This is a genomic window from Streptomyces sp. BoleA5 (genome assembly GCF_000373665.1).
Taxonomy (GTDB): Bacteria; Actinomycetota; Actinomycetes; order Streptomycetales; family Streptomycetaceae; genus Actinacidiphila.
This window is the reverse complement of the sequence record NZ_KB892090.1, coordinates 178,918-203,902: the sequence shown is the minus strand read 5'-3', so window position 1 is coordinate 203,902 and position 24,985 is coordinate 178,918. Positions and strand designations below refer to the sequence as shown.

The 24,985-nt window shown below is 72.8% G+C and carries 26 protein-coding genes and 1 pseudogene; 15 read left to right on the top strand and 12 right to left on the bottom strand.

Annotated features, from left to right (window positions below):
* The first annotated feature begins 50 nt into the window (after positions 1 to 50).
* The 3 genes from B085_RS0100910 to B085_RS0100900 are packed head-to-tail and all read left to right on the top strand — an operon-like array spanning position 51 to position 2,520.
* Positions 51 to 1,463, top strand: a complete 1,413-nt coding sequence (locus B085_RS0100910) for an MFS transporter (protein WP_018556669.1) — start codon at positions 51 to 53, stop codon at positions 1,461 to 1,463.
* Positions 1,460 to 1,882 (top strand): MarR family winged helix-turn-helix transcriptional regulator, encoded by a 423-nt coding sequence (locus B085_RS0100905; protein ID WP_018556668.1) that lies wholly within the window; start codon positions 1,460 to 1,462, stop codon positions 1,880 to 1,882. Before B085_RS0100910 ends, B085_RS0100905 begins: the two co-directional genes overlap by 4 nt.
* A gap of 50 nt (positions 1,883 to 1,932) precedes the next feature.
* Positions 1,933 to 2,520, top strand: coding sequence for an NADAR family protein (locus B085_RS0100900; RefSeq protein ID WP_026250552.1), 588 nt, complete (start codon positions 1,933 to 1,935; stop codon positions 2,518 to 2,520).
* On the opposite strand, the gene B085_RS0100895 is transcribed toward B085_RS0100900, so the two are convergent.
* Positions 2,501 to 3,367, bottom strand: coding sequence for a helix-turn-helix transcriptional regulator (locus B085_RS0100895; RefSeq protein ID WP_018556666.1), 867 nt, complete (start codon positions 3,365 to 3,367; stop codon positions 2,501 to 2,503). The two genes, B085_RS0100900 and B085_RS0100895, sit on opposite strands and share 20 nt — an antisense overlap.
* A gap of 101 nt (positions 3,368 to 3,468) precedes the next feature.
* On the opposite strand from B085_RS0100895, the gene B085_RS0100890 reads away from it, so the two are divergent.
* The 3 genes from B085_RS0100890 to B085_RS0100880 all read left to right on the top strand — a co-directional run bounded on the left by B085_RS0100890 (position 3,469) and on the right by B085_RS0100880 (position 6,783).
* Positions 3,469 to 5,001: an MFS transporter gene (locus tag B085_RS0100890; RefSeq protein ID WP_018556665.1), complete on the top strand. Its 1,533-nt coding sequence runs from the start codon at positions 3,469 to 3,471 to the stop codon at positions 4,999 to 5,001.
* A 152-nt stretch (positions 5,002 to 5,153) separates the two neighbouring features.
* Positions 5,154 to 6,164, top strand: a complete 1,011-nt coding sequence (locus B085_RS0100885; protein WP_018556664.1) for an aldo/keto reductase — start codon at positions 5,154 to 5,156, stop codon at positions 6,162 to 6,164.
* A 34-nt stretch (positions 6,165 to 6,198) separates the two neighbouring features.
* Positions 6,199 to 6,783 (top strand): TetR family transcriptional regulator, encoded by a 585-nt coding sequence (locus B085_RS0100880; RefSeq protein ID WP_026250549.1) that lies wholly within the window; start codon positions 6,199 to 6,201, stop codon positions 6,781 to 6,783.
* 101 nt (positions 6,784 to 6,884) lie between these two features.
* Here B085_RS0100880 and B085_RS0100875 read toward each other — a convergent pair whose 3' ends face one another.
* On the bottom strand, positions 6,885 to 8,267 hold the full coding sequence (locus tag B085_RS0100875) for a glycine--tRNA ligase (protein ID WP_018556662.1): 1,383 nt from the start codon (positions 8,265 to 8,267) through the stop codon (positions 6,885 to 6,887).
* Between the two features lie 183 nt (positions 8,268 to 8,450).
* Between B085_RS0100875 and B085_RS0100870 the strand changes: the two genes are divergently transcribed.
* From B085_RS0100870 to B085_RS0100855, 4 genes are read left to right on the top strand one after another with little or no spacing between them, the layout of a single operon-like run.
* Complete coding sequence (locus B085_RS0100870) at positions 8,451 to 9,413, top strand: metal ABC transporter substrate-binding protein (protein WP_018556661.1); 963 nt, start codon at positions 8,451 to 8,453, stop codon at positions 9,411 to 9,413.
* 34 nt (positions 9,414 to 9,447) lie between these two features.
* Positions 9,448 to 10,209: a metal ABC transporter ATP-binding protein gene (locus tag B085_RS0100865; protein WP_018556660.1), complete on the top strand. Its 762-nt coding sequence runs from the start codon at positions 9,448 to 9,450 to the stop codon at positions 10,207 to 10,209.
* Positions 10,209 to 11,102 (top strand): metal ABC transporter permease, encoded by an 894-nt coding sequence (locus B085_RS0100860; RefSeq protein WP_018556659.1) that lies wholly within the window; start codon positions 10,209 to 10,211, stop codon positions 11,100 to 11,102. Before B085_RS0100865 ends, B085_RS0100860 begins: the two co-directional genes overlap by 1 nt.
* Before the next feature lie 52 nt (positions 11,103 to 11,154).
* Positions 11,155 to 11,583 carry a Fur family transcriptional regulator gene (locus B085_RS0100855; RefSeq protein WP_018556658.1) on the top strand — a complete coding sequence of 143 codons (429 nt, stop codon included), beginning with the start codon at positions 11,155 to 11,157 and terminating at the stop codon, positions 11,581 to 11,583.
* Between the two features lie 11 nt (positions 11,584 to 11,594).
* Here the strand turns inward: B085_RS0100855 and B085_RS0100850 are convergent, their stop codons facing one another.
* Genes B085_RS0100850 through recO form a run of 3 tightly spaced genes read right to left on the bottom strand, consistent with a single transcriptional unit; the run spans position 11,595 to position 13,690 of the window.
* Positions 11,595 to 11,996: a hypothetical protein gene (locus B085_RS0100850; protein WP_018556657.1), complete on the bottom strand. Its 402-nt coding sequence runs from the start codon at positions 11,994 to 11,996 to the stop codon at positions 11,595 to 11,597.
* A 47-nt stretch (positions 11,997 to 12,043) separates the two neighbouring features.
* A complete protein-coding gene (locus B085_RS0100845; RefSeq protein ID WP_026250547.1) occupies positions 12,044 to 12,883 on the bottom strand; it encodes an isoprenyl transferase in 840 nt (279 codons plus the stop codon).
* A 60-nt stretch (positions 12,884 to 12,943) separates the two neighbouring features.
* On the bottom strand, positions 12,944 to 13,690 hold the full coding sequence (gene recO / locus B085_RS0100840) for a DNA repair protein RecO (protein ID WP_018556655.1): 747 nt from the start codon (positions 13,688 to 13,690) through the stop codon (positions 12,944 to 12,946).
* Positions 13,691 to 13,746: 56 nt separating this feature from the next.
* Between recO and B085_RS0100835 the strand changes: the two genes are divergently transcribed.
* Both B085_RS0100835 and B085_RS0100830 read left to right on the top strand, forming a co-directional pair.
* Positions 13,747 to 14,109 carry a DUF1304 domain-containing protein gene (locus B085_RS0100835; RefSeq protein WP_018556654.1) on the top strand — a complete coding sequence of 121 codons (363 nt, stop codon included), beginning with the start codon at positions 13,747 to 13,749 and terminating at the stop codon, positions 14,107 to 14,109.
* Positions 14,109 to 14,408 carry a hypothetical protein gene (locus tag B085_RS0100830; RefSeq protein ID WP_018556653.1) on the top strand — a complete coding sequence of 100 codons (300 nt, stop codon included), beginning with the start codon at positions 14,109 to 14,111 and terminating at the stop codon, positions 14,406 to 14,408. Before B085_RS0100835 ends, B085_RS0100830 begins: the two co-directional genes overlap by 1 nt.
* On the opposite strand, the gene B085_RS0100825 is transcribed toward B085_RS0100830, so the two are convergent.
* From B085_RS0100825 to leuA, 5 genes are all read right to left on the bottom strand, one after another.
* On the bottom strand, positions 14,398 to 15,087 hold the full coding sequence (locus B085_RS0100825; protein ID WP_018556652.1) for a response regulator: 690 nt from the start codon (positions 15,085 to 15,087) through the stop codon (positions 14,398 to 14,400). The two genes, B085_RS0100830 and B085_RS0100825, sit on opposite strands and share 11 nt — an antisense overlap.
* Positions 15,084 to 16,430, bottom strand: a complete 1,347-nt coding sequence (locus B085_RS0100820) for a histidine kinase (protein ID WP_018556651.1) — start codon at positions 16,428 to 16,430, stop codon at positions 15,084 to 15,086. The genes B085_RS0100825 and B085_RS0100820 overlap by 4 nt, the downstream gene beginning before the upstream one ends.
* Positions 16,370 to 18,499 carry an MMPL family transporter gene (locus B085_RS0100815; RefSeq protein ID WP_018556650.1) on the bottom strand — a complete coding sequence of 710 codons (2,130 nt, stop codon included), beginning with the start codon at positions 18,497 to 18,499 and terminating at the stop codon, positions 16,370 to 16,372. Before B085_RS0100815 ends, B085_RS0100820 begins: the two co-directional genes overlap by 61 nt.
* A gap of 173 nt (positions 18,500 to 18,672) precedes the next feature.
* Positions 18,673 to 19,434: a TerB family tellurite resistance protein gene (locus tag B085_RS0100810; protein ID WP_051101913.1), complete on the bottom strand. Its 762-nt coding sequence runs from the start codon at positions 19,432 to 19,434 to the stop codon at positions 18,673 to 18,675.
* A gap of 158 nt (positions 19,435 to 19,592) precedes the next feature.
* Positions 19,593 to 21,356 carry a 2-isopropylmalate synthase gene (leuA, locus tag B085_RS0100805; RefSeq protein WP_018556648.1) on the bottom strand — a complete coding sequence of 588 codons (1,764 nt, stop codon included), beginning with the start codon at positions 21,354 to 21,356 and terminating at the stop codon, positions 19,593 to 19,595.
* Between the two features lie 306 nt (positions 21,357 to 21,662).
* Here leuA and B085_RS0100800 point away from each other — a divergent pair, with 306 nt between their 5' ends.
* Together B085_RS0100800 and B085_RS0100795 are read left to right on the top strand one after the other, a co-directional pair.
* Positions 21,663 to 22,781: a M4 family metallopeptidase gene (locus tag B085_RS0100800; RefSeq protein ID WP_018556647.1), complete on the top strand. Its 1,119-nt coding sequence runs from the start codon at positions 21,663 to 21,665 to the stop codon at positions 22,779 to 22,781.
* 9 nt (positions 22,782 to 22,790) lie between these two features.
* Positions 22,791 to 23,057 (top strand): protealysin inhibitor emfourin, encoded by a 267-nt coding sequence (locus tag B085_RS0100795; RefSeq protein WP_018556646.1) that lies wholly within the window; start codon positions 22,791 to 22,793, stop codon positions 23,055 to 23,057.
* Positions 23,058 to 23,102: 45 nt separating this feature from the next.
* Here the strand turns inward: B085_RS0100795 and era are convergent, their stop codons facing one another.
* A complete protein-coding gene (era, locus tag B085_RS0100790; RefSeq protein ID WP_018556645.1) occupies positions 23,103 to 24,056 on the bottom strand; it encodes a GTPase Era in 954 nt (317 codons plus the stop codon).
* 230 nt (positions 24,057 to 24,286) lie between these two features.
* Between era and B085_RS0100785 the strand changes: the two are divergent.
* Positions 24,287 to 24,544: pseudogene (locus B085_RS0100785) on the top strand (LysR family transcriptional regulator); the annotation flags it as partial.
* 62 nt (positions 24,545 to 24,606) lie between these two features.
* Here B085_RS0100785 and B085_RS0100780 read toward each other — a convergent pair.
* Positions 24,607 to 24,954 (bottom strand): hypothetical protein, encoded by a 348-nt coding sequence (locus tag B085_RS0100780; protein ID WP_018556643.1) that lies wholly within the window; start codon positions 24,952 to 24,954, stop codon positions 24,607 to 24,609.
* Positions 24,955 to 24,985: the final 31 nt, after the last annotated feature.

The window sequence follows — 24,985 nt, the reverse complement described above, 5'->3', positions numbered from 1 at the left end:
AAATGGTTACACACGTACAATCAATCCGGATCAAGGAGACCGAACAGCCGATGCCCGAGCTGAGCCGGGGCAGGCGCCTTCTGGTGCTGGCCATCTGCTGCATGAGCCTGTTGATCGTCAGCCTCGACAACACGATCCTCAACGTCGCGCTGCCCGCCATGCGCCGGGACCTGCACACCTCCATCTCCGGACTGCAGTGGACCATCGACGCCTACACGCTCGTGCTGGCCTCGCTGCTCATGCTCTCCGGCTCGACCGCCGACCGGATCGGGCGGCGCCGGATCTTCCGCACCGGTCTGGTGATCTTCACGGGGGCGTCCGCCCTGTGCAGCATCGCCCCCAGCCTGGAGTGGCTGGTGGTCTTCCGCATGCTGCAGGCGATCGGCGGTTCGATGCTGAACCCCGTCGCGATGTCGATCATCACCAATGTCTTCACCGACCCGCGCGAGCGCGCGCGGGCGATCGGGGCGTGGGGCGGCGTCGTCGGCATCAGCATGGCCGCCGGGCCGATCATCGGCGGCGCGCTCGTGGAGACGGTCGGCTGGCGCTCGGTGTTCTGGATCAACCTGCCGATCGGGCTGCTCGCCCTGGTGCTCACCGCGCTGTACGTGCCCGAGTCCCGTGCCCCCCGGCCGCGCCGGATCGACCCGGTCGGCCAGCTGCTGGTCGTCGCGCTGCTCGGCTCGCTGACCTACGCCATCATCGAGGCGCCCGCGGCGGGCTGGGGCTCCCCCGCCATCGTCGGCTGCCTCGCGCTCGCCGTGTTCTCCGCGGCGTCCCTGGTCCCCTACGAACGTCGGCGCAAGGAACCGCTGATCGACCCGCGCTTCTTCCGCAGCGCGCCCTTCAGCGGGGCGACGGTGATAGCGGTGAGCGCCTTCGCCGCCCTCGCCGGCTTCCTCTTCCTCAACACCCTGTATCTGCAGGACGTGCGCGGCATGTCGGCCCTGGACGCCGGACTGCACCTGCTGCCGATGGCGGCCATGGCCCTGGTCTGCGCCCCGCTGTCCGGCCGCATGGTCGGCAGCCGCGGCCCGCGGCTGCCGCTGCTGCTGGCGGGTGTGGCCACCACGGCGAGCGGCGTGATGTTCGCCGCGCTGGACGCGACGGCCTCGGACCCGAAGCTGTTCACCGCGTACGTCCTGTTCGGCATCGGCTTCGGCTTCGTCAACGCGCCCATCACCAACACCGCCGTCTCCGGCATGCCGCGGACCCAGGCGGGTGTCGCCGCGGCGGTGGCATCGACCAGCCGGCAGGTCGGACAGTCCCTGGGCGTGGCCGTCATGGGCGCCGCGCTCGCCGCCGGCCTCGACCTCACGGCGTGGTGGATCATCACCGGCTGCGGTGTGGCCATCCTGACGCTGGGGTGGCTGACCTCGGGCCGGTGGGCGGCGGCCACCGCCGAACGCGCCGCCGAGCGGCTCAGCGCCGACGCCGCCCGCGAGCCGGTGGGCGCCCGGTGAACGAGGCCACGGCCGCCCGGGTGTGGCGCGACCTGCGCACACTCGTCCTCGAGCGCAACGAGCGCCGCCGCGAGGTCGCCGACGCCCTCGGTATGAGCTTCTTCCGGGTCAAGGCGCTGCGCCGGATCGCGGCCGACCCCGTCACCCCGGGCGACCTCGCCGCGGACCTCATGACGGACCGCCCGTACGTCACGCTCGTCGTCGACGACCTCGCCCGGCGGGGGCTGGTGGAGCGCACGCCGCACCCGCGGGACCGGCGCCGCAAGCTCCTGAGCGTCACGCCGGCCGGCGCCTCGGCCGCGGAGGAGGCCGACCGCATCCTCGGCACTCCCCCGCCGGGCCTGGTGGCCCTGGACCCGGAGGAACTCGCGGCGCTGGACCGGGTGGTGACCAAGCTGCTGGGGCCCGCGGCGGGGTGAGCGGGGAAAACCGGGGGCCGTTGTCGGTGCCCGGCGGTACCGTCACGAGCATGGCGACGCAGATCACCAAGCCCCGCGACGCCCGTTCCCGGGCCGCACTGACGGAGCTGACCGCGCGCGGCGTCCGGCCGAAGTACCTGTTCTTCTGGGGGCACCGGCCGCAGAGCGACGGCAGCGTGGGCGCGGGCTGCCTGAGCCAGTGGTGGCCGTCGGAGTTCACCGTCGACGGCATCGGCTACGCCACGGCGGAGCACTGGATGATGGCCGGCAAGGCCCGGCTCTTCGACGACGACCGGGCCCTCGCCGCCATCCTCGCCGCCCCGCACCCGCACGCGGCGAAGAAGCTGGGCCGCCAGGTGCGCGGCTTCGACAACGCGACCTGGGAACGGCACCGGGAGGAACTGGTCGTCGAGGGCAACGTCGCCAAGTTCGGTCAGGACCCGGCCCTGCGCGACTACCTGCTGGGCACCGGCTCGCGCGTTCTGGTGGAGGCCAGCCCGTTGGACCGCATATGGGGCATCGGCCTCGCGGCCGACGACGACGGGGCCGCCGACCCCGCACGGTGGCGCGGCCTGAACCTGCTGGGCTTCGCCCTCATGGAGACGCGGCAGCGGCTGCTCACACCGGCACCGGCATGACGCTCGGCGCGGACGCGGCGAGCTCGTACAGCCGGTCCAGCCGTTCACGCGTGGCGGCGTCCGCCGGGGAGTAGGTCACCAGCCGCGGGCCCTGACTGGGGCCGAGCCACAGGTGCGTGAAGTGGAAGGTCAGCAGACCGACCCGGGGGTTGAGGAAGCGCTTGGTGCGGTTCTCCGGTTCCTGCACCTCATGCCGCTCCCACAGCTCGCAGAACGCCGGGGACGCCTGCTCCAGCCGCTTGACCAGGGACTTCCACGCTGGCTCCGCGAGGTGCTCGGCCATCGCCGCACGGTACTTGGCGACCAGCTGCCGGCTGGTCTCGTGCCAGTCGGGCAGGCCCTCTCGCCAGGCGGGGTCGGTGAAGGTCAGCCACATGATGTTGCGGTCCTCGAACGGCAGCCTGTCGAGGTCGTCGACCAGCCGCGCGTAGGTGCGGTTGTGGGCGATGACGTCGGTACGGCTGTTGAGCACCGCGGCCGGCAGCGGCTCCAGCTTGGCCAGCATCTCCCGGATCTGGTCGGACATCCCCGGGCACTGGGCGCGCGGGTTGGGGTCCGGCACCCCGGCGAGCAGGAAGAGGTGGGTGCGCTCGTTCGGGTCCAGCATCAGGGCCCGGGCGATCGAGTCGGCCACCTGCGCGGAGATCTGGATCTCCCTGGCCTGCTCGAGCCACGTGTACCAGGTCACGCCGACCGCGGCCAGCTGCGCCACCTCCTCACGACGCAGCCCGGGGGTGCGGCGTCGGCGTCCGGGCGGGAGTCCGACCTGCTCGGGGGAGATCCGTTCACGGCGGCTGCGGAGGAAGGAAGCGAGTTCGCTCCGCGCGGCGGCGCTGGGAGACGTCATACCTCCAGGGTGCCTGAAGCCCCAGACCATTGCCAGGTGGTCGCGATACCTGGATAAACGCTCTCTGGTACCCCCCTCGGAACAAGGTCATCGTGGCATACGTGACCGATCACAATGAATCCTCCGCCTCCGCCGCCCTCCGTTCCCGGACCCAGGTGCGGCCCCGCGTCATCCGGGTGGGCGCCACCGGACCGGCGCCGGCCGCGAGAACCTCGCCACCGGCCGCCGAGGCGCCGCCCGGCCCCGCGGCACCGCTGCTCAGCCCGCTGGGCCTGTTCACCGTGCTGCTGGGCGCGGCACTGCCGCTGATCGACTTCTTCATCGTCAACGTCGCCCTGCCCGCCATCGAGACGGACCTGCACGCCGGGGCGGCCCTGCTGGAGCTGGTCGTGGCCGGCTACGGCGTGGCGTACGCCGTGCTGCTGGTGCTCGGCGGCCGGCTCGGCGACTCCTTCGGCCGCCGCAGGCTCTTCCTCGCCGGCATGGCGGCCTTCGGCCTCACCTCGCTCGCCTGCGGTCTGGCGCCCGACGCGTGGGTGCTGGTGGGCGCCCGCGTCGCACAGGGTGCCGCGGCCGCGCTGATGCTGCCCCAGGTGCTGGCCACCATCCACTCCACGACCGCCGGGCACCGCAGGGCCAAGGCGCTCAGCCTGTACGGCGCGACCGCGGGCCTGGCCATGGTCGCGGGCCAGATCCTGGGCGGCGTCCTGGTCGCCGCGGACATCGCGGGCACCGGCTGGCGCGCGGTGTTCCTGGTCAACGTGCCGGTCGCGGCGGCCGGTCTGCTGCTCGCGGTGCGCTCGGTGCCGGAGACCCGTTCCGACCGGCCCGCGCCGGTCGACCGGCCGGGCACCCTGCTGCTGGCGGTGTCGCTGGTGACCCTGCTGGCGCCGCTCACGGAGGGCCGTGCGGCCGGCTGGCCGGTGTGGACGTGGGTGTCGCTGGCCGTCTTCCCGTTCGCGGCCGTGGCCTTCTTCGTGGTCGAGCGGCGGGCCGACCGGGCCGGGCGGATCCCGCTCGTGCCGCCGAGCCTGTTCGCCCTCACCGGGATGCGGCGGGCGCTGCCCCTGCTGGTGCCGTTCTCCATCGGCTTCGGCGGCTTCATGTTCGTGATCGCGGTCGCCCTGCAGCAGGGCCTGCGGTACGGGCCCGTGGAGGCGGGCACCTCGCTCGTGCCGATGGCCGTGGCGTTCTTCCTGGCCTCGCTGGCCGGGCCGCACCTGGTGGGCCGGTACGGCGGGCGTGTGGTCACCGCGGGCGGTGTCCTGCAGGGCGCCGGCGTCGCGGTGCTGGCGCTGACCGTCGCCCGCAGCTGGGAGACCGGGATGACGGCGTGGGCGCTGCTGCCGGGTGTGGCGCTGGCCGGACTCGGCCAGGGGCTGCAACTGCCGGTGCTGTTCCGGCTGGTGCTCGCGGACGTACCGGGCGAGCGGGCCGGGGTGGGCAGCGGGGTCATGGTGACCACCCAGCAGTCGGCGCTGGCCCTGGGCGTGGCCACCCTCGGCACCCTCTTCCTCGCCCTGGTCCCTTCGCACGGGACCCGCGAGGCGCTGGTCACGGTGCTGATCGTGCAGTTGGCGGCGGTGGTCGTGACGGTGCTGGCCAGTCTGCGGCTGCCGCGCCAGGTGGCCTGAGGACCCGCCGGACCGGGTCCGGGACCCTGGTCCGGCCCCTGGGACGGAGCCGGGAGTGGCGCATGCACTGACAGATATTGAAATCTGTCAGTGCATGTGTCACTGTTGTCAGCATCCCCGCTCGACCTCCTGATCCGACCAAGGAGTCCCCCTTGCAGAACCGCACCCTCGGTTCCTCCGGCCCCACCGTCTCCGCCCTGGGCCTCGGCGCCATGGGCATGTCCGCCCTCTACGGCGACGCAGACCGCGGCGAGTCGATCGCCACCGTCCACGCCGCCCTCGACGCCGGCGTCACGCTGATCGACACCGGCGACTTCTACGGCATGGGCCACAACGAGCTGCTCGTCGGCGAGGCCCTGCGCACGGCCTCCCCGGCCGACCGCGAGAAGGCGCTGGTCAGCGTCAAGTTCGGCGCCCTTCGGGGGCCCGGCGGCGACTGGCTGGGCCTCGACGGCCGCCCGGCCGCCGTGAAGAACTTCGCCGCGTACTCCCTGCAGCGCCTGGGCACCGACCACATCGACGTCTACCGCATCGCCCGGGTCGACCCGGACGTCCCGATCGAGGAGACCGTCGGCGCCATCGCCGAGCTCGTCGAGGCCGGCTTCGTACGGCACATCGGCCTGTCCGAGGTCGGCGCCGCCACCCTGCGCCGGGCCGCCGCCGTGGCCCCGATCAGCGACCTGCAGATCGAGTACTCGCTGATCTCCCGCGGCATCGAGGACGAGATCCTGCCCACCGCCCGCGAACTGGGCGTCGGCGTCACGGCGTACGGTGTGCTGTCCCGCGGTCTGATCAGCGGCCACTTCACCCGCGACCGGCAGCTGGCGGGCAACGACTTCCGCGCCATGAGCCCCCGCTTCCAGGGCGAGAACCTGCAGCACAACCTCGGGCTGGTCGAGGCGCTTCGCAAGATCGCGGAGCAGAGGGGCGTCACGGTCGCCCAGACCGCCATCGCCTGGGTGCTGTCCCGGGGCGAGGACATCGTCCCGCTGGTGGGCGCCCGCACCCGCGAGCGGCTGGCCGAGGCGCTGGGCGCGCTGGACGTGACCCTGGACGCGGACGACCTGGCGGCGATCGAGGCCGCCGTCCCGCCCGGCGCGGCCGCAGGCGAGCGCTACCCGCAGTCGCAGATGGCCCACCTGGACAGTGAGCACGGGCACTGACGGGCACCCGCCCGGCCCTGGGAGAATGGCGACCATGCCACCCGAGACGCTGACCGCCGAACGCATCCTCGAGACCACGGAAGAGGTGCTGCGCCGTTACGGCCCGGCCAAGGCCACCGTGGTCGACGTGGCCCGTGCCCTCGGCGTCAGCCACGGCAGCGTCTACCGGCACTTCCGCACCAAGGCCGCGCTGCGCGAGGCGGTCACCCAGCGGTGGCTCGACCAGGCCCACGCGGAGCTGTCGGCGATAGCGGAGGACGGCGGGCGGCCGGCCCAGGCGCGGCTGCGCACCTGGCTGGAGGCCCTGTTCGCGGCCAAGCGGCGCAAGGCGGGCGGCGACCCCGAGCTGTTCGCCACCTACCTGGCGCTGACCGAGGAGCACAGCACCGTGGTCGCCGGCCACGTCGCGGTCATGGTCGGGCTCCTCACCCGGATCATCCGGGACGGCGTGGCCGGCGGGGAGTTCGCCGCCGGCGACCCCGGGGCCGCCGCGCAGGCGGTGTGGGACGCCACCGTCCGCTTCCACGACCCGGCGTACGCCGCCGAGTGGTTCAGCCCGGGCGTCGACGCCGCGTACTCCGCGGTCAACGACCTGATCCTGCGCGGCCTGCGGGCCTGAGCCCCGGCCGCGCGGACCCCAGGGCCGGCGTACGCGAAAGGCGCCCGGCCACTCCCTCTCGGGAGCGGCCGGGCGCCTTTCGCGTACGTCCGGGTCCGGACCTAGCAGCCGAGCAGGCGGCCGCCGAGGTAGGCCTCGACCTGGTCCAGCGAGACGCGCTCCTGCTTCATGGTGTCGCGCTCGCGTACGGTGACCGCGTTGTCCTCGAGGGTGTCGAAGTCGACGGTCACGCAGAACGGGGTGCCGATCTCGTCCTGGCGGCGGTAGCGGCGGCCGATGGCACCCGCGTCGTCGAACTCGATGTTCCAGTGGCGGCGCAGGTCTGCCGCGAGGCCCTTGGCCTTCGGCGAGAGCTCCGGGTTGCGCGACAGGGGCAGGACGGCGACCTTGACCGGCGCCAGGCGCGGGTCGAGGCGCATGACGGTGCGCTTCTCCATCACGCCCTTTGCGTTCGGGGCCTCGTCCTCGTTGTACGCGTCGAGCATGAAGGCGAGCATGGCGCGGTTGAGACCCGCCGCGGGCTCGATGACGAACGGGAAGTAGCGCTCACCGGCCTCCTGGTCGAAGTACGACAGGTCCTGGCCGCTGGCCTGGCTGTGGGCCTTGAGGTCGTAGTCGGTGCGGTTGGCGATGCCCTCCAGCTCCGAGTACTCCGTGCCGCCGAAGTTGAAGCGGTACTCGATGTCGACGGTGCGCTTCGAGTAGTGGGACAGCTTCTCCTTGGCGTGCTCGTACCAGCGCATGTTCTCCTCGCGCATGCCGAGGCCCCGGTACCAGTCCCAGCGCTGCTGCATCCAGTACTCGTGCCAGGTCTCGTCCTCGCCCGGCTTGACGAAGAACTCCATCTCCATCTGCTCGAACTCGCGGGTCCGGAAGATGAAGTTGCCGGGCGTGATCTCGTTGCGGAAGGACTTGCCGGTCTGGGCGATGCCGAACGGCGGCTTGCGGCGCGAGGTCTGCTGCACCAGGCCGAAGTTGGTGAAGATGCCCTGCGCGGTCTCCGGGCGCAGGTACGCGACCGCGCCGGAGTCCTGGGTCGGGCCCAGGTGCGTGGACAGGAGGCCGGAGAACTGCTTGGGCTCGGTGAAGGTGCCCTTGTTGCCGCAGTTCGGGCAGTTGAGGTCGGAGAGGCCGTTGGCCGGCAGGTGGCCGTGCTTGGCCTCGTACGCCTCCTCCAGGTGGTCGGCCCGGTACCGCTTGTGGCAGGAGGTGCACTCGGTGAGCGGGTCGGTGAACGTGGCGACGTGACCCGAGGCCTCCCAGACCTCACGGGCCAGGATCACCGAGGAGTCGAGGCCGACCACGTCCTCCCGGGAGGTGACCATCGCACGCCACCACTGGCGCTTGATGTTCTCCTTCAGCTCCACACCCAGCGGCCCGTAGTCCCAGGCGGCCTTCTGGCCGCCGTAGATCTCGCTGCAGGGGAAAACGAAGCCACGGCGCTTGCTCAGGCTGACGATGGTGTCGATCTTGTCGGCGGCCACGGTGCTCTCTTCAGACGACGAAGCGGTCGGTGGAGTCCGCCGGGTCGCGTGCGGTCCGGCGAATACCTCAGATTACCGGCGGGTGCGGGGGCTGTATCAAATCGGTTCCGCACTCCGGGAGCTCCTTGGTCCGGCCAGAGGGTCAATTGACAATCGTTTCCACTTTTGTTGAAAATGGGTGTCATGAACATAGGTCGCGCTCTGGTCCCCCTCGCCGCCCTCGCCGGGCTGGCCGCCCTCTCCGCCTGCTCCACCGCGGGCGCGGGCGGCGAGGACGGCAGGCTGAAGGTCACCGCTTCCTTCTACCCGATGCAGTTCCTGGCCGAGCAGATCGGCGGCGGGCACGTCGACGTGACGGAGCTGACCAAGCCCGGGACCGAGCCGCACGACCTGGAACTCACCCCCCGGCAGACCGGCGAGCTGGGCGAGTCCGACGTCGTCGTCTACCTCAAGGGCCTGCAGCCCGCCGTCGACGACGCGATAGCCCAGTCCGGCGTGGAGAACACCGTCGACGCCGCCGCGCTGACCCCGCTGGAGGACCACGGCACCGAGGTCGACGGCCACGACCACGGCCCCGACGACGACCACACCGGGCACGAGGACGGCGAGGACGGCGAGGACGCCGGCGCCGACCCGCACATCTGGCTCGACCCGGTCCGCTACGCCGAGGTCGCCGAGGGCGTGGGCAAGGCCCTCGCCAAGGCGGACCCGGGCCACGAGGCGGTCTACGAGAAGAACACCGCGGCGCTGGTGAAGAAGCTCGGCGCGCTGGACACCGATTTCCAGGGCGGGCTGAAGAACCGTTCCTCGGACACCTTCATCACCACCCACGCCGCCTTCGGCTACCTCGCCGAGCGCTACGGGCTGGTCGAGCAGGCGATCAGCGGCATCGACCCGGAGTCCGAGCCCAGCGCCGCCCGGATGAGGACGCTGCACACCCTCGCCGAGGACAAGGGCGTCAGCACCGTATTCTTCGAGACGCTGGCCAGCGACAGGACCGCCAGGACCCTCGCCGGCGATCTCGGCCTGAAGACCGCGGTGCTGGACCCGATCGAGGGCATCACCGACAAGTCCGCGGGCCGCGACTACTTCGAGGTCCAGCACAGCAACCTTCAGGCCCTGCGCGCGGCGCTCGGCGCGAAGTGAGGCGATGATGACGGAGCCCGGTACGGAGGCTGGAATGGACACGGTCATATCGATGCGGGGCGCGACCGCCACGCTCGGCTCACGGCCGGTACTGCGCGGCGTCGACCTGGCCGTGCGGCGCGGCGAGGTCGTCGCGCTGCTCGGCGCCAACGGCTCGGGCAAGTCCACCGCGATCCGCGCCGTGGTCGGCCAGGTGCCGCTCACCTCGGGCGGGCTGGAGCTGTTCGGCACCCCGCTGAACCGCTTCCGCGACTGGGCCCGGATCGGCTACGTGCCGCAGCGCACCACGGCGGCCTCCGGCGTCCCCGCCACCGTCCGAGAGGTCGTCTCCGCCGGGCGGCTGGCCCGTACGAAGCTGGGCCTGCCCCGGAAGGCGGACCGCCGGGCCGTGGAGCACGCCCTGGAGCTGGTCGGGATGGCCGACCGGGCCGCCGACCCGGTCGAGGCGCTCTCCGGCGGCCAGCACCAGCGGGTGCTGATCGCCCGCGCGCTGTCCGTCGAACCCGAACTGCTGATCATGGACGAGCCAATGGCGGGCGTCGACCTCGCCAGCCAGGAAGTGCTCGCCGGGACGCTGCGCGAACAGGTCTCGCTGGGCACCACCGTCCTGCTGGTGCTGCACGAACTCGGGCCGCTCGAGCCGCTGATCGACCGCGCGGTGGTGCTGCGCGACGGCTGCGTCGTCCACGACGGGCCCCCGCCCAAGGCCCAGGGACAGCACGCCCTGCCCGGCCACGACCATGTCCACCCGCACGCCGGTCACGCGGCCGAACCGATCCGGACGGGGCTGTTCTGATGGAGCTGTTCTCCTACGCCTTCATGCAGCGGGCGCTGATCGCCGCAGTCCTCGTCGGCATCACCGCCCCCGCGATCGGCATCTACCTCGTCCAGCGCCGCCAGTCCCTCATGGGCGACGGCATCGGCCACGTCGCCCTCACCGGTGTCGGCCTCGGCTTCCTGCTCAGCGCCAACCCGGTGTGGATGGCGACGGCCGTGGCGGTCGCGGGCGCCGTCGTCATGGAACTCATCCGCTGGTACGGCAGGACGCGCGGCGACATCGCGCTCGCGATGCTCTTCTACGGCGGCATGGCGGCCGGTGTGCTGTTCACCTCGCTCGCGCCGAACGGCTCCAACGCCAACCTGCTCACCTATCTGTTCGGCTCCATCACCACCGTCTCCCCGCAGGACATCACCGCGATCTGCCTGCTGGCCGGTTTCGTGGTGCTGGTCACCGTGGGCCTGCGGCGGCAGCTGTTCGCGGTCTCCCAGGACGAGGAGTTCGCCCAGGTGACCGGACTGCCGGTGCGGCTGCTCAACCTGCTGGTCGCCGTCACCGCGGCGGTCACGGTCACGGTCGCCATGCGGGTCGTCGGGCTGCTGCTGGTCAGTGCGCTGATGGTGATCCCGGTCGCCGCCTCGCAGCAGGTCGCCCGGAGCTTCGCCACGGCGTTCGCGCTGTCGGTCGTGATCGGCGTGGTGGTCGCCTTCTCCGGAACGGTGACCTCGTACTACGCCGACGTGCCCTCCGGGGCGACCATCGTGCTGCTGGCCATCGGCGTCTTCGTCACGCTGACGCTGCTGGCGGCGCCGCTGGCGAAAAAGCGTGCACGCCGTGCCGCAGGGGACGGGACACGGTGCACCCTGGAGGTACCCGCGGCGCGTCCCACCGAGGACGACGTCCGGGTATGAGCTCCAGGCCTGGCAGAATGACCGACCGAACCGACCGAGTAGGAGGCCACCGGTGACGACCGCCAAGCCCCCCGTCCGAGGCCGATCGACGCGGCAGCGTGCCGCCGTCGCCGCGGCCCTCGCCGAGGTCGACGAGTTCCGCAGCGCCCAGGAACTGCACGACCTCCTCAAGCACCGGGGTGACTCGGTCGGCCTCACCACGGTCTACCGCACGCTGCAGTCCCTCGCCGACGCCGGCGAGATCGACGTGCTCCGCACCGGGGAGGGCGAGTCCGTCTACCGCCGCTGCAGCAGCGGCCACCACCACCACCTGGTCTGCCGCGTCTGCGGCAAGGCGGTCGAGGTCGAGGGCCCCGCGGTCGAGAAGTGGGCCGACACCATCGCCGAGGAGCACGGCTTCGTCGACGTCGCCCACACGGTGGAGATCTTCGGCACCTGCGCCGACTGCGCCGGCTGCGGCGGCGTCCCCGTGCGGGCCTGATCCCGCGCCGGTCAGCGGTCGTAGCAGAGGTACGAACCGTCGTCGGCCCGGCCGACGCTGTTGTGGGACCAGCAGTGCAGGGCGGGGGCGACGGTGCACATCCGCCACGCGAGGAGCGCGGCCAGGCACAGGGCCGCGCCGCGCGCCGCCCTTGAACGCCGGGCCGCCACCGCGACCCCGCCCGCGGCGAGCAGCGCCGCGAGCGCGCACAGGTAGACGACCAGGGGAGCGGTGTTGTCGCGCAGGCCCGGACCCGACTCCATGTCCATCGTGGCGAGGAAGCCGAGCATCACCAGGCAGGCGCCGGCCGCGAAGACCACCGCCGCGGTGCAGCCGCGCGCGGCGGTGTCCCCCCACACCGCGTCGCCGTCGCGTGTGCCCTGCGTACCGGCAGCGCTGTCGACGCCTTCCATGCCCCTCCCCCGTGACCGCGGTCGCCCGGTGGGCGACCGCGGGGTGACTACTCGCCGTCCGCGTCGCTCTCCGTGCCCGGCGGCTGCTCGTTGGGGATCGCGCCGCCGAAGCGGCGGTCGCGGGAGGCGTACTCCAGGCACGCGCGCCACAGGTCGCGGCGGTCGAAGTCCGGCCAGAGGACGTCCTGGAAGACCATCTCGGCGTAGGCGGACTGCCAGATCAGGAAGTTGGAGGTCCGCCGCTCCCCGGAGGGCCGGACGAACAGGTCCACGTCCGGCATGTCCGGGTGGTACAGGTACTTGGCGAGGGTCTTCTCGTCGACCTTGGAGGGATCGAGGCGACCCGCCTTTATGTCCTCGCCCAGGCGCGCCGCCGCGTCGGCGATCTCGGCGCGGCCGCCGTAGTTGACGCACATGTACAGCGTCATCGCGTCGTTGTCGCGGGTCATCTCCTCCGCGACCTGGAGCTCCTTGACGACCGACTTCCACAGCCGGGGCATGCGCCCGGCCCAGCGGATGCGGATGCCCATCTCGTGCATCTCGTCGCGGCGGCGGTGGATGACGTCCCGGTTGAAGTTCATCAGGAAGCGGACCTCGTCGGGCGAGCGCTTCCAGTTCTCGGTCGAGAAGGCGTACAGGGAGAGGTTCTTGACCCCCAGTTCCAGGCAGCCCTTGAGGACGTCCAGCACGACGGTCTCGCCGACCTTGTGCCCCTCGGTGCGGGGCAGGCCCCGCTCCTTGGCCCAGCGGCCGTTGCCGTCCATCACGATGGCCACGTGCTGGGGGACCAGTTCCCCCGGGATCTTGGGGGGCTGCGCGCCGGACGGATGCGGGTCGGGAGCCCGGTACTCGCGCCGGGGACGGCTCAGAATCCCGCGTACTGCCATGACCTTGCTCTCCACTTCCTGTGCCTCACGACTTGGTGCTGCCGGGCCCGCCGGGTACCGCTACTTCTCGATGAAGCGCAGACTGCGCAAGCCGCGCTCCAGGTGCCACTGCAGATACGCGGCGACCAGTCCGCTGCCCTCCCGGCAGTGGCGCGGTTCGCACGCGTCGGCGGTCTCCCAGTCCCCTCCGAGCAACGCGCCGAGGAGTTCCAGTGACTCCAGTGAGGGTACGACGCTTCCGGCCGGGCGGCACTCGCCGCATACGACTCCTCCCGCGGCGACCGAAAAGAACCGATTGGGGCCGGGCATCCCGCACTTCGCGCAGTCCCCGAAGCTGGGGGCGTAGCCGTTGACCGCCAGTGAGCGCAGCAGGAAGGCGTCGAGCACCAGGCGCGGGTCGTGCTCACCGTCGGCGAGCGTGCGCAGGCCGCCGACCAGCAGCAGGTACTGCTGCACGGCCGGTTCGCCCTCGTGGTCGGTGAAGCGCTCGGCGGTCTCCAGCATCGCCGTGCCCGCGGTGTAGCGGGCGTAGTCGGTGACGATGCGGCTGCCGTAGGGGGCGATCGTCTCACCCTGGGTGCACAGCGGCAGACCGCGGCCGACCAGTTCTCCCCCGCGCGCGAAGAACTGCACGTCCACGTGGGAGAAGGGCTCCAGACGAGCCCCGAACTTGGACTTCGTCCGCCGCACGCCGCGGGCCACCGCCCGCACCCGGCCGTGCCGGCGGGTGAGCAGGGTGATGATCCGGTCCGCCTCGCCCAGCTTCTGGGTGCGCAGCACGATGCCGTCGTCGCGGAACAGACTCATGCGCCCATTCTCCCGTACGCAGCGAGCGATCCGGCCCGGGTCGTACGCTACGGCCCATGTCGATCACCGCGACCGTCGCCGTACTGCTCATAGCGGCCCTCCACGTCTACATCCTGGTCCTGGAGATGTTCCTGTGGACCACCCCCCGCGCCCGGGCGGCCTTCGGCACCACCGAGGAGTTCGCCCAGGAGAGCAAGGCGCTCGCCGCCAACCAGGGGCTCTACAACGGTTTCCTGGCCGCCGGCCTGGTGTGGGGCGCGGTGGCGTCCGACCCGGTGGGCTTCCAGGCGAAGGTGTTCTTCCTGGTCTGCGTGGCGGTCGCCGGGCTGTACGGTGCCGCGACCGCGAGCCGCCGGATCCTCTTCGTGCAGACCGTGCCGGCGCTCGTCGCCCTGGCGCCGGTGCTGGCGGCCCGCTGATGGACTCCGTCACCCACCACATCACGGCCGCCGGCCCCGACGGCACCGAACTGGAGGTGCTGTACGGCTACGCGGACCGGCAGCGGCGGATGCTGGAGTGCCGGCACTGCGCATGGCGCGAGCAGATCACCTGGGGCGGCGCCAGGGACAAGGCGCTGGCCCATCTGTCGCAGGCCCACGGCGCCACCGGGGCGCCGGCGATGGCCGCGGACGGACGGACGCTGGGCACGACGGTGTGGGCCGTGCTCGCCTGCTTCGCCGTCGCCGCCGCGATCCTCCTCTGGGCGGTCAGCCGCTGAGCCCCGCCGTTCCGCCGGGGGCGATCAGCCCCGACTCGTAGGCCGCGATCACCAGCTGGGCGCGGTCGCGGGCGCCGAGTTTGCCCATGATCCGGCTGACGTGCGTCTTGGCGGTGAGCGGGCTCAGGCCCAGCGCCTCGGCGATCTCGGTGTTGTTCAGGCCCCGCGCGACGAGGGTGAGGACCTGCCGCTCCCGCTCGGAGAGCGCGGCCAGGCGTTCCGGCGCCGGGCCGCCCTGCGGCGGCCCCTCGGGCAGGCGCAGCACCCGGGCGATGAGCCGTGCCGTCGGCCCGGGCGAGAGCAGCGCCTCGCCCGCGGCGACCGTACGGATCGCGTCGAGCAGGTCGGCGGGGCGGGTGTCCTTGACCAGGAAGCCGCTGGCGCCGGCGCGCAGCGCGGGCAGGACGTGGTCGTCGCTGTCGTACGTGGTGAGCACCAGCACCCGGACACCGGCCAGGTCCTCGTCGGCGGCGATGAGCCGGGTGGCCTCGATGCCGTCGAGGTCCGGCATGCGGATGTCCATGATCACCACGTCGGCACGGCCGGCGCGGGCCGCCGCCACGGCCTCCCGTCCGGTGGCCGCGTGCCCGACGACCCGCATGTCGGGCGCGGACTCGACGAGCATCGCGAAGGCCTCGCGGACCAGGTTCTGGTCGTCGGCGAGCAGGACCCGGATCACGCGGGGCCTCCCGCGAGCGCGCCGCCCCCGCCGAGCGGGAGGACGGCCGCGACGGCGAAGCCGCCCTCCGCGGAGGGGCCGGCCGTCAGGGTGCCGCCGACGCTGCGGGCCCGCTCGCGCATGCCGACCAGGCCGTAGCCGACCGGGGCGGGCTCCTCCTGCGGCGGTCCGGACGGCGCCATGGCCCGCCAGGGACGCCATCTGCCGTCCTGTTGCGGCGGGGCCGGCGCCTCCGCCTCCGCGCAGCGGGGGCCGTCGTCGGTGACGGCGATGCGCAGGGCCGCCACCTCTGCGTCCAGGGACACGCCCACCCGGACCCGGGTGCCGCCGCCCGCGTGGCGTACCGCGTTGGTCAGTGCCTCCTGCACGATCCGGTACGCCGCCGCGCCGATGGCCGGGGGGACCCCGTCGGCACCGGGCGCCACCGCCAGTTCGACCCGGGCCCCGGCGGCCTCCGCGGACCGGGCGAGGTCGGTGACCCCGGCCAGGCCCGGCAGCGGACCGCGTTCGTCGTCACCGCGCAGCACCTGCAGGGTGGCCCGCAGTTCCGTGCGGGCGTCGCGGCAGGTCTCCGCGATGTTGTCCAGGGCCCCGGCGACGGCCGTACGGTCCAGCCGGTCCGGGTCGGCGAGCAGCACATGGGCGGCGACCGAGGTCTGCACGCCGATGACGGTGATGCTGTGGGCCAGCAGGTCGTGCAGGTCCCGGGCGATCCGCAGGCGCTCCTCGGCGACCCGGCGGGCCGCCTCCTCCTCGCGGGTGCGCATCGCCCGCTCGGCGCGCTCCACGACCGCCGCCACGTACTTGCGCTGGATCCGCACCGCCTCGCCGACCAGGGCCATCGCCAGCACCCAGCCGCCGCTGCGGAGCATGTCGCCGACGGCGTGCCGGTCCGGGGTCGCGGCCATCACCGACGCCATGATCCCGACGACCGCCGTCACCGTCGGGAAGGTCCGCAACGGCGGTCCGGCCACGGCCAGCGAGTACACCGCCACCATGCTCGCGGGCACGACGGCCACGTGGAGGTTGTCCAGGGCGTGGTAGGGCCCGACCGTCAGGACCGTCGCGATCATCACGGCCATCGGCACCCGCCGCCGCGCCGTCAGCAGCAGCGCGCTGACGACGAGCAGCGTCCAGCCCACCGCGTCCGGCCGGTGCCCGTTCCGGTCGGGGAAGAACAGGGCGAGCGCGCACTGCGCCGCGAGCACGGCGACGGCGAGCAGGGCGTCGCCGTGGGAGGCGAGAACGATGCGTGGCTGCTTGGGCACGGCTCCATCTTCCGCTACGGGGTCGGGGAGTTCCCAGGGTGCGGTGCCGGCCTGCCGAGCCGGCCCGGCCACCACACCCGGCGTCCCAGCAGCAGACTCGCCGACGTGACGAGGCAGGTCCGCACCAGGAAGGTGTCCAGCAGCACTCCGACGGCGATGACGAAGCCGAGCTCGACCAGCGACACCAGGGGCATGGCGAGCAGCACCGAGAAGGTCGCCGCCAGCACCAGCCCGGCGGAGGCGATGACCCCGCCCGTGGTGCGGAGCGCGGTGAGGGCCGCGGCAGCGGGCGCGGCACCGGCGAGCGACTCCTCCCGCATCCGGTGCATCAGGAAGATGCCGTAGTCGACGCCGAGCGCGACCAGGAAGACGAAGGAGAGCAACGGCAGCCCCGGGTCGGTCCCGCCGAAGCCGAAGAGCGGGCCGAACACCAGGCCGCCGATGCCCAGCGAGGCTCCCCACACGGCGATCACCGCCGCGACGAGCAGCAGCGGCGCGACAATGCTGCGCAGCAGCGCGACGAGGACCAGCAGCACCGACAGCAGGACGAGCGGCACCACCAGCAGGCGGTCCCGCGCGCTGGTGTCCGCGAGGTCCAGTTGCTGGGCGCCGGGCCCGCCGACGTACGTCCCGTAGCGGCCGTCCAGTTCGGCGCGCAGCGCCTCGACGGTGGCGGCCTCGCCCGCCGAGTCCGGCACCGCCCGGGCGGTGACGGACAGTTCGGTCCAGCCGCCGCCGCTGCGGCCGCGTTCCACGGCGGTGACGCCCTCGGTCGTCCGGGCGGCCGCCGCGACCTCTGCGGCCCGGCCGGCGGGCGTCATGACGGTGATCGGCTGGGCGCCGCCGTCGCTTTCCGCGCGGGCGAGGGTGCGCATGGCCGCGACCGACTCGGGGGCGCTGGTGAAGGCGTCGTCGTTCCTCAGGCTGCCGGGCAGGCCGACAGCGCCGACGGCCAGCGCTCCCAGCAGCACCGCCCCGCCCGCGAGCACCGCGAGCGGCCGGCGGGCGACCAGGCCGCCCATCGAGGTGAACAGTCCCCGCCGCACGGGCGGTTCCCCGCCGTACACCGGGACCAGCGGCCAGAAGACCCGGCGGCCGAGCAGCACCAGCAGCGCGGGCAGCAGGGTCGTCATGGCGGCCAGCGCGCAGAGCACCCCGACCGCGGCGATCGGCCCCATGCCGCGGCTGCTGTTGAGGTCGGCGGCGAGCAGGCAGAGCAGGCCCGCGGCCACCGTCGCGGAGGAGGCCAGCACCGCGGGCCCGCAGCCGCGCAGCGCGGCGCGCATGGCGTCGTACGGGCGCGGCACCCGCCGGAGTTCCTCGCGGTAGCGGGAGACGAGCAGCAGGGCGTAGTCCGTCCCGGCGCCGAAGACCAGGATGGTCATCACGCCCTGGCTCTGGCCGGTGACGGTGATGTCGAAGGCGCGGTGGAGGCCGTGGACCGCGGCCATGGCCGTGGCGTCGGCGACACCGGCGACCAGGAGCGGCAGCAGCCAGAGCAGCGGGCTGCGGTAGATGAGGACCAGCAGGACGGCGACGACGGCCACCGTGGTGTACAGCAGCGGCCCGTCGAGCGAGGAGTACACCTCCTTCATGTCCGTGCCGACCGCCCCGGGGCCCCCGACCTGGACGGTCAGCCCGTCGCCGCCGGCCGCCACGGCGCGCACGTCCTCGACGAAGGCCTCCACGGCCGCGTCGTCCTGGCCGGGCTCGGTGCTCGCGACCGGGAACATCAGCGTGCTGCCGTCCTGCGACGGGACGCCGCGCGGCCGTCCGGCACTGGTGAGCCGGTGCGCTTTCGCGACGTCGGCCATCTGCCCGGCGGCCCTGGCCCGGTCGGCGGCGGTCAGCCCGCCGTCGCGGTGGTAGACGACCAGCAGTTCGGTCGCCTCACCGCCCGGGAGCGCGTCCTGCAGCACGGCAGCGCGTGTCGAACCGGCGCTCGCCGGGAGGTAGTCGACGGCGCGGTTCTGCTGGTCGCCGGCGAGGCCGCCCGCCATCGGGCCGGCGAGCGCGAGCACCGCGAGCCACAGGACGAGCACCCCCCAGGGCACCAGGCGCGCCGCGCGCCGTCCGTCCCTTGCGCGCCGCGGCGGCGCCTGCGCCGGCGCGCCCGCCGTGCTCTTCGTGCTGGTGGCCCCCATCGCGGGCCTCCCTCCGGGCCGGTGGTCTGGTCGCTTCCAGACTCCCGGCCGCGGAGCGCCGTTTCGTCGGGCCCGAGGGCGAACCGCGCGTTACTTCCCGGGGTGCGGGACGGGTCCCGTTACTCCCCGGGGAGTACGCCCGGCGGTGGCAGGGGTTGGCGTGGGGGCGGCCGTCAGGACGGCGTGCGGGCCGCGTCCTCCAGGATGCGCTCGGTGTCCGCGCCGACGAGGCCTAGGCAGCGGCCGACGGCGCCGAGGACCTCCCGCTCGGCGGGCAGGTAGGGGCCGTCGGCGAGGGCGATGAGGGCGCCCTGGAGCAGGACGTACTCGCGGCCCTGGGGGGCCAGGTGCCGGGAGAGGGGCTCCAGGGCCTCGTGGAGCTCGATGGACAGCCAACTGCCGCAGCCGTCGAGGGCGTCGGCGAGCCCGTCGGCGTCCAGCGCGTCGGAGGCGCCGGGGAACCGGCCCTCGTCGGCGACGATCGCGGCGAGCAGGCCGAGCAGCTGGTCCTCGGTGCAGTCGGTGAACCCGGCCGAGCGGACCGCGCCGACGGCGGCCTCGCGGGCGCCGCGCCCCATCGCGCCGCCCGCGGTGAGCACGGCGAGGGCGACGGTGTGGACGGCGTCGCGGAGCATGGCGGAGAAGACGGTGGTGGTGGGCTGCTCCAGGACCTCCGGGCCGTGGTGCGCGCGGCACACCACGCACTCCACGACCGTGCCGGCCGAGCCGCGCGGCAGCAGGGGCAGGCCCAGCAGGGTCAGCCGGCGGGTGCCGGTGCGCCGCCGGTAGCCTCGGTCGCCGCCGCATCCGGAGCAGAAGAACTCCCCGTCACCTTCGGTGTGCCAGACCGTCCGCACGCCCAAGATGCACAAGCCCTTGATCTGGAGCACTTCGCACCCTCCGGCCGCCGTCCCGATTACACCGGTTCGTCCCATTACGCGCCGTACGCGTGGGTAACGCTCCGGCAACGGCGCCGTCATGACGTGATGTTAGCCACATGAGCAACGCGCAGTCAGTACCACGAGAGGGGCGAATACAAGAACCGGCCACGGCGCCCGGGCGGGCGCCGTGGCCGGTTCACCGTCCGCGGCGACTACCGGGCCGCGCGGTTGACGGCGGAGACGACCGCCTTCAGCGAGGCGCGGGTGGTGTTGGCGTCGATCCCGATGCCCCACAGGACCTTGCCGTCGATGGCGCACTCGATGTAGGAGGCGGCCTGGGCGCTGGCGCCCTCGCTCATGGTGTGCTCGGTGTAGTCCAGCAGGCGGGCGTCGACCCCGACCGAGGCCAGCGCGTCGAAGAACGCGGAGATCGGGCCGTTGCCGGTGCCGGTCAGGACCGTCGCGGCCCCGTCCACGGCCGCCTCGACGGTCAGGGTGTCGGCGCCGTCGCTGCTGGTCGAGGTCTGCGCCGAGCGCAGGGCGATGCGGCCCCAGGCGTTCTCCGGGGTGGGCAGGTACTCGTCCGCGAAGATCGCCCAGATGTCCTTCGGGGTGACCTCGCCGCCCTCGGCGTCGGTCTTCGCCTGGATGATCTTCGAGAACTCGATCTGCATCCGGCGCGGCAGGTCCAGCTTGTGGTCGTTCTTCAGGACGTACGCCACACCGCCCTTGCCGGACTGCGAGTTGACGCGGATCACGGCCTCGTAGGAGCGGCCGACGTCCTTGGGGTCGATCGGCAGGTACGGGACCGCCCACTCGATCTCGTCGACCGTCTTCCCCCGGGCGGCCGCGTCGGCCTCCATGGCGTCGAAGCCCTTCTTGATGGCGTCCTGGTGGGAGCCGGAGAAGGACGTGTAGACCAGGTCGCCCACGTACGGGTGGCGCGGGTGGACCTCCATCTGGTTGCAGTACTCGGCGGTGCGGCGGATCTCGTCGATCTGCGAGAAGTCGATCATCGGGTCCACGCCCTGGCTGAACAGGTTCATGCCCAGGGTGACCAGGTCGACGTTGCCGGTGCGCTCGCCCTGGCCGAACAGGCAGCCCTCGATCCGGTCCGCCCCCGCCATCAGCGCCAGTTCCGCGGCGGCGACGGCCGTGCCGCGGTCGTTGTGGGGGTGGACCGACAGGCACACGTACTCGCGCCGCGACAGGTTGCGCGACATCCACTCGAAGCGGTCCGCGTGCGTGGAGGGCGTGGAGCGCTCCACGGTGGCCGGCAGGTTCAGGATGATCTCGCGGCCCTCCTCGGGCTGCCAGACGTCCATGACCGACTCGCAGACCTCCAGCGCGAAGTCCAGTTCGGTGTCGGTGAAGATCTCCGGGCTGTACTGGTAGCCGAAGACGGTCTCGTCGCCCAGGATCTTGTCCGCGTACTCCATGACCAGCCGTGTGCCGTCCACGGCGATCTGCCGGATCTGCTCCTTGGAGCCGCGGAAGACCACCCGGCGAAAGGTCGGGGCGGTCGCGTTGTACAGGTGCACCGTGGCGCGCGCCGCGCCGCGCAGCGACTCCACGGTCCGCTCGATCAGCTCCTCGCGGGCCTGGGTCAGTACGGAGATCGTGACGTCATCGGGGATCGCGCCCTCCTCGATGATGGAGCGCACGAAGGCGAAGTCGGTCTCGCCCGAGGCCGGGAAGCCGACCTCGATCTCCTTGTAGCCCATCGTCACCAGCAGGTCGAACATCGCGCGCTTGCGGGCCGGCGACATGGGGTCGATCAGCGCCTGGTTGCCGTCCCTCAGGTCGGTCGACAGCCAGCGCGGGGCCTTGGTGATCCGCCGGTCGGGCCAGGTGCGGTCCGGGATCTCCACGGACTCGTACGGCGTGTACTTGTGGACCGGCATCGCCGTCGGGCGCTGGCGCACGGTCGCGGCGGTGATGGGCGTGGGGCGGCCGACGGCGTTCGGGGTGGACATCTGCGGGGGTGCTCCTCGGTTGCGGCTGTGGAGGCGGCCGACCGGCGCTGGTGCAACGCCAAACCCCGCGGGGAGGGAGTCGACCTGGACTACAGGCCCTCGCCGCGGCAGCTAAGAAGAAGCAGCCCGAAACGCATGATGCTGTCGACCATAGCCGAGCCCCCGGGGACCCTGCAGCCGCTGCGGCGTTCTTCTCAGTATGCAAGACCGCCCGTGATGACATGAAAAACGCATATCTTCCCCCCTTTTCGTGGATCATGGTGACAGCTAGTGACAGACAGTGAGCACCGTGCCACATTGCCCTGCATGGAGCAGACACCCGTTTTCTGCACGATCGTGCCGCCGCACGTCCTCGACAAGGTCGCCCGGAACGAGGACCGCGCACTCGCCGAACCCGCCCGCCGCACCCTGGAACGCGACGCCGCGGAGCGCACCCGCCGCCGGCTGACCACCGTCATCGGCGCCCTCCCGGTGACCGGGGCGGAGCCGTCAGACCGGCCGCGCCGCACGATCAGCGACGCCGAGCACCGCACGGACCTGCCGGGGCGGGCGGTGCGCGGGGAGGGCGACACCGCCGTCGCCGACGCCACCGTCAACCGGGCCTACGACGGGCTGGGGGCGACCTTCGAGCTCTACCTGACGGCGTACGGCCGCCACTCCATCGACGACTCCGGGCTGCCGCTGGACGCCACCGTCCACTACGACCGCGACTACAACAACGCCTTCTGGAACGGCGAGCAGATGGTCTTCGGGGACGGCGACGGGGAGATCTTCCTCGACTTCACGCTCCCCCTCGACGTCATCGGTCACGAACTCACCCACGGCGTCACCCAGTACACCGCCAACCTCGACTACTTCGGCCAGTCCGGCGCCCTCAACGAGTCGATGTCCGACGTCTTCGGCTCCCTCATCAAGCAGTACGCGCTCGGCCAGACCGCCGACGAGGCCGACTGGCTGATCGGCGCCGGACTGCTCGCCCCGCGCGTCACGGGAGTGGCGCTGCGCTCCATGAAGGCCCCCGGCACGGCCTACGACGACGACGTCCTCGGCAAGGACCCGCAGCCCGGCCACATGGACTCCTACGTCCGCACCTCGCGGGACAACGGCGGCGTGCACATCAACTCCGGCATCCCCAACCGGGCGTTCCACCTGCTCGCCACCGCGCTGGGCGGCAACGCCTGGGAGCGGGCCGGGCTGGTCTGGTACGACGTGCTGACCGGCGGAGAGCTGTCGCCGAGGGCGACGTTCGCCGAGTTCGCCCAGGCGACGGTCGCCGCGGCCGCGGGGCGGTTCGGCGAGGGCGAGGAGCACGCCGCGGTGGTGAAGGCGTGGTCGGAGGTCGGCATCGCGACCGCCCTCGGCGGCACCGACGTGCCGCGCCAGTCGGCCGCCCCGGAAGGTGCGCGACCGCCCGCCCACGGGTAGGCGTCCGCCATGCGCATAGAGGTGATCCGCTCCGGCGGCTTCGCGGGGATCGAGCGCCGGGCCGTGCTGGACACCGCCGGCCGGCCCGACGCGTTCCGTCTGCACGCCCTGGCCCGCGACGTCCTCGCCGCGGACCCGGGCGGGCCCCCGCAGGGCGTTCCGGACGGCTTCCGGTACGAGATCGCGGTCGAGGGCCGCACGGTGCACTGCGCCGACCCCTGGCTGACGGAGGAACAGCGCGAACTGGTCCGGCTGGTGCTGAAGGAGGGGGCCTGACGTCCGCGCCGCCGGCCGTCAGGCCCCGGCCTTCGGGCCGGAGGGTCAGAAGCCGAGCTTGCGCAGCTGCTTGGGGTCGCGCTGCCAGTCCTTGGCGACCTTCACGTGCAGGTCGAGGAAGACCGGCGTCCCGAGCAGCGCCTCGATGTGGCGGCGGGACTTGGTGCCGACCTCCTTCAGCCGGGAGCCCTTGGGGCCGATGATGATGCCCTTCTGGCTGGGGCGCTCGATGTAGATGTTGGCGTGCACGTCCAGCAGCGGCTTCTCCGCGGGGCGTCCCTCGCGCGGCAGCATCTCCTCCACCACGACGGCGATGGAGTGCGGCAGTTCGTCCCGTACGCCCTCGAGCGCGGCCTCACGGATGAGCTCGGCGACCATGACCTGCTCGGGCTCGTCGGTCAGGTCGCCCTCCGGGTAGAGCGCGGGGCCCTCCGGCAGCAGCGGGACGATGAGGTCGGCGAGGAGGGAGACCTGCTTGTCGCCGACCGCGGAGACCGGGATGATCTCGGCCCACTCGATGCCCAGCTCGGCGCCGAGCTGGGCGACGGCCACCAGCTGCTCGGCGAGCCGCTTGGAGTCCACCAGGTCGGTCTTGGTGACGATGGCCACCTTCGGGGTCTTGCGGACCTCGCCCAGCTCCTTGGCGATGTAGCGGTCGCCGGGGCCGAGCTTCTGGTCGGCGGGCAGGCAGAAGCCGATCACGTCGACCTCGGCCCAGGTGGTGCGGACGACGTCGTTGAGCCGCTCGCCGAGCAGGGTGCGCGGCTTGTGCAGACCGGGCGTGTCGACGAGGACGAGCTGGGCCTCGGGGCGGTGCACGATGCCCCGCACGGTGTGCCGGGTGGTCTGCGGCCGGTTGGAGGTGATGGCCACCTTCGTGCCGACCAGAGCGTTGGTCAGGGTGGACTTGCCCGCGTTGGGGCGGCCCACGAAGCAGGCGAAGCCGGCTCGGTGGGCGGGGGCGGGGGTCGTCTCGGTGCGCACGCTCATGGCGACCATTGTCCCTGATCCACCGGGCCCGGCCGACGCCCTCCGCCGGCTGCCGCGGCCGCCGGTGCCCGGCGCGGAGGGCCCGCAGCGGGCAGGGGTGGCGGCCGGTGGCGCGTACTCGCCGCTGACCTGTGCGTTCCGGGCGGGCCTGGACTCTCGGGGTGCGTTTGCCGGGCCGTCGTCCAGCGTTCCGCCGGGAGCACGGAACCGTCCAGGAGGCACTGCTATGACCGATGGCTATGGACGTCCATCTGCGTGACCTCCGCTACTTCACCGAGGTCGCGGACGAGCTGCACTTCACCCGGGCCGCCGAGCGGCTGCGCATCTCCCAGCCCGCGCTCTCCAAGCAGATCCGGGCCCTCGAACGCCAGCTCGGCTTCAGCCTCTTCGACCGCGGGCCGCGCAGCGTCGCGCTCACCGCGCAGGGTGAGGCACTGCTGCCCGCGGCCCGCGCCCTGCTCGGCGACTGGGAGCACGCCCTGCGCGCGGCCCGCGCTACGGGGCCCGCCTCGGGCTGACCGCCGGTGCCCGGGCCGGGACCGCGGGCGGGCCGGCGGACTCAGCCGGCGGTGACCGTCGCCCTGACGGCGCCGTCGGGCCCGGCCAGCAACACGGGGGTGCCGGGACCGCCGAGGTCGCGCACGGCCGCGCGGTCCGCGTCCGGCACCGCCTCCGCCTCGGACACCACGGCCGCCGCCTCCAGTGACGTGGCTCCGCTCGCCACGGCCATGGCCACCGCGGTCTGCAGCGCGCTGAGCGAGAGCGACTCCAGGGCGACGGTGCCCGCCACATAGGTGCGGCCCGTGTCGTCGCGGACCGCCGCACCCTCGGGGACCCCGTTGCGGGCCCGGGTGGAGCGGGCCAGGGTGATGATCTTGCGGTCTTCCGCGGGCAGCTCGTCGCTCATGGCGGTCAGCGTAGCCGTCCCGGCGCCTCCC

Coding starts and splice junctions, on each gene's coding strand:
- B085_RS0100910 (WP_018556669.1), top strand. CDS start 51: ATGCCCGAGCTGAGCCGGGGCAGGCGCCTTCTGGTGCTGGCCATCTGC.
- B085_RS0100900 (WP_026250552.1), top strand. CDS start 1,933: ATGGCGACGCAGATCACCAAGCCCCGCGACGCCCGTTCCCGGGCCGCA.
- B085_RS0100895 (WP_018556666.1), bottom strand. CDS start 3,367: ATGACGTCTCCCAGCGCCGCCGCGCGGAGCGAACTCGCTTCCTTCCTC.
- B085_RS0100880 (WP_026250549.1), top strand. CDS start 6,199: ATGCCACCCGAGACGCTGACCGCCGAACGCATCCTCGAGACCACGGAA.
- B085_RS0100870 (WP_018556661.1), top strand. CDS start 8,451: ATGAACATAGGTCGCGCTCTGGTCCCCCTCGCCGCCCTCGCCGGGCTG.
- B085_RS0100865 (WP_018556660.1), top strand. CDS start 9,448: ATGGACACGGTCATATCGATGCGGGGCGCGACCGCCACGCTCGGCTCA.
- B085_RS0100860 (WP_018556659.1), top strand. CDS start 10,209: ATGGAGCTGTTCTCCTACGCCTTCATGCAGCGGGCGCTGATCGCCGCA.
- B085_RS0100850 (WP_018556657.1), bottom strand. CDS start 11,996: ATGGAAGGCGTCGACAGCGCTGCCGGTACGCAGGGCACACGCGACGGC.
- B085_RS0100845 (WP_026250547.1), bottom strand. CDS start 12,883: ATGGCAGTACGCGGGATTCTGAGCCGTCCCCGGCGCGAGTACCGGGCT.
- recO (WP_018556655.1), bottom strand. CDS start 13,690: ATGAGTCTGTTCCGCGACGACGGCATCGTGCTGCGCACCCAGAAGCTG.
- B085_RS0100835 (WP_018556654.1), top strand. CDS start 13,747: ATGTCGATCACCGCGACCGTCGCCGTACTGCTCATAGCGGCCCTCCAC.
- B085_RS0100830 (WP_018556653.1), top strand. CDS start 14,109: ATGGACTCCGTCACCCACCACATCACGGCCGCCGGCCCCGACGGCACC.
- B085_RS0100815 (WP_018556650.1), bottom strand. CDS start 18,499: ATGGGGGCCACCAGCACGAAGAGCACGGCGGGCGCGCCGGCGCAGGCG.
- B085_RS0100810 (WP_051101913.1), bottom strand. CDS start 19,434: ATGGGACGAACCGGTGTAATCGGGACGGCGGCCGGAGGGTGCGAAGTG.
- leuA (WP_018556648.1), bottom strand. CDS start 21,356: ATGTCCACCCCGAACGCCGTCGGCCGCCCCACGCCCATCACCGCCGCG.
- B085_RS0100800 (WP_018556647.1), top strand. CDS start 21,663: ATGGAGCAGACACCCGTTTTCTGCACGATCGTGCCGCCGCACGTCCTC.
- B085_RS0100795 (WP_018556646.1), top strand. CDS start 22,791: ATGCGCATAGAGGTGATCCGCTCCGGCGGCTTCGCGGGGATCGAGCGC.
- era (WP_018556645.1), bottom strand. CDS start 24,056: ATGGTCGCCATGAGCGTGCGCACCGAGACGACCCCCGCCCCCGCCCAC.
- B085_RS0100780 (WP_018556643.1), bottom strand. CDS start 24,954: ATGAGCGACGAGCTGCCCGCGGAAGACCGCAAGATCATCACCCTGGCC.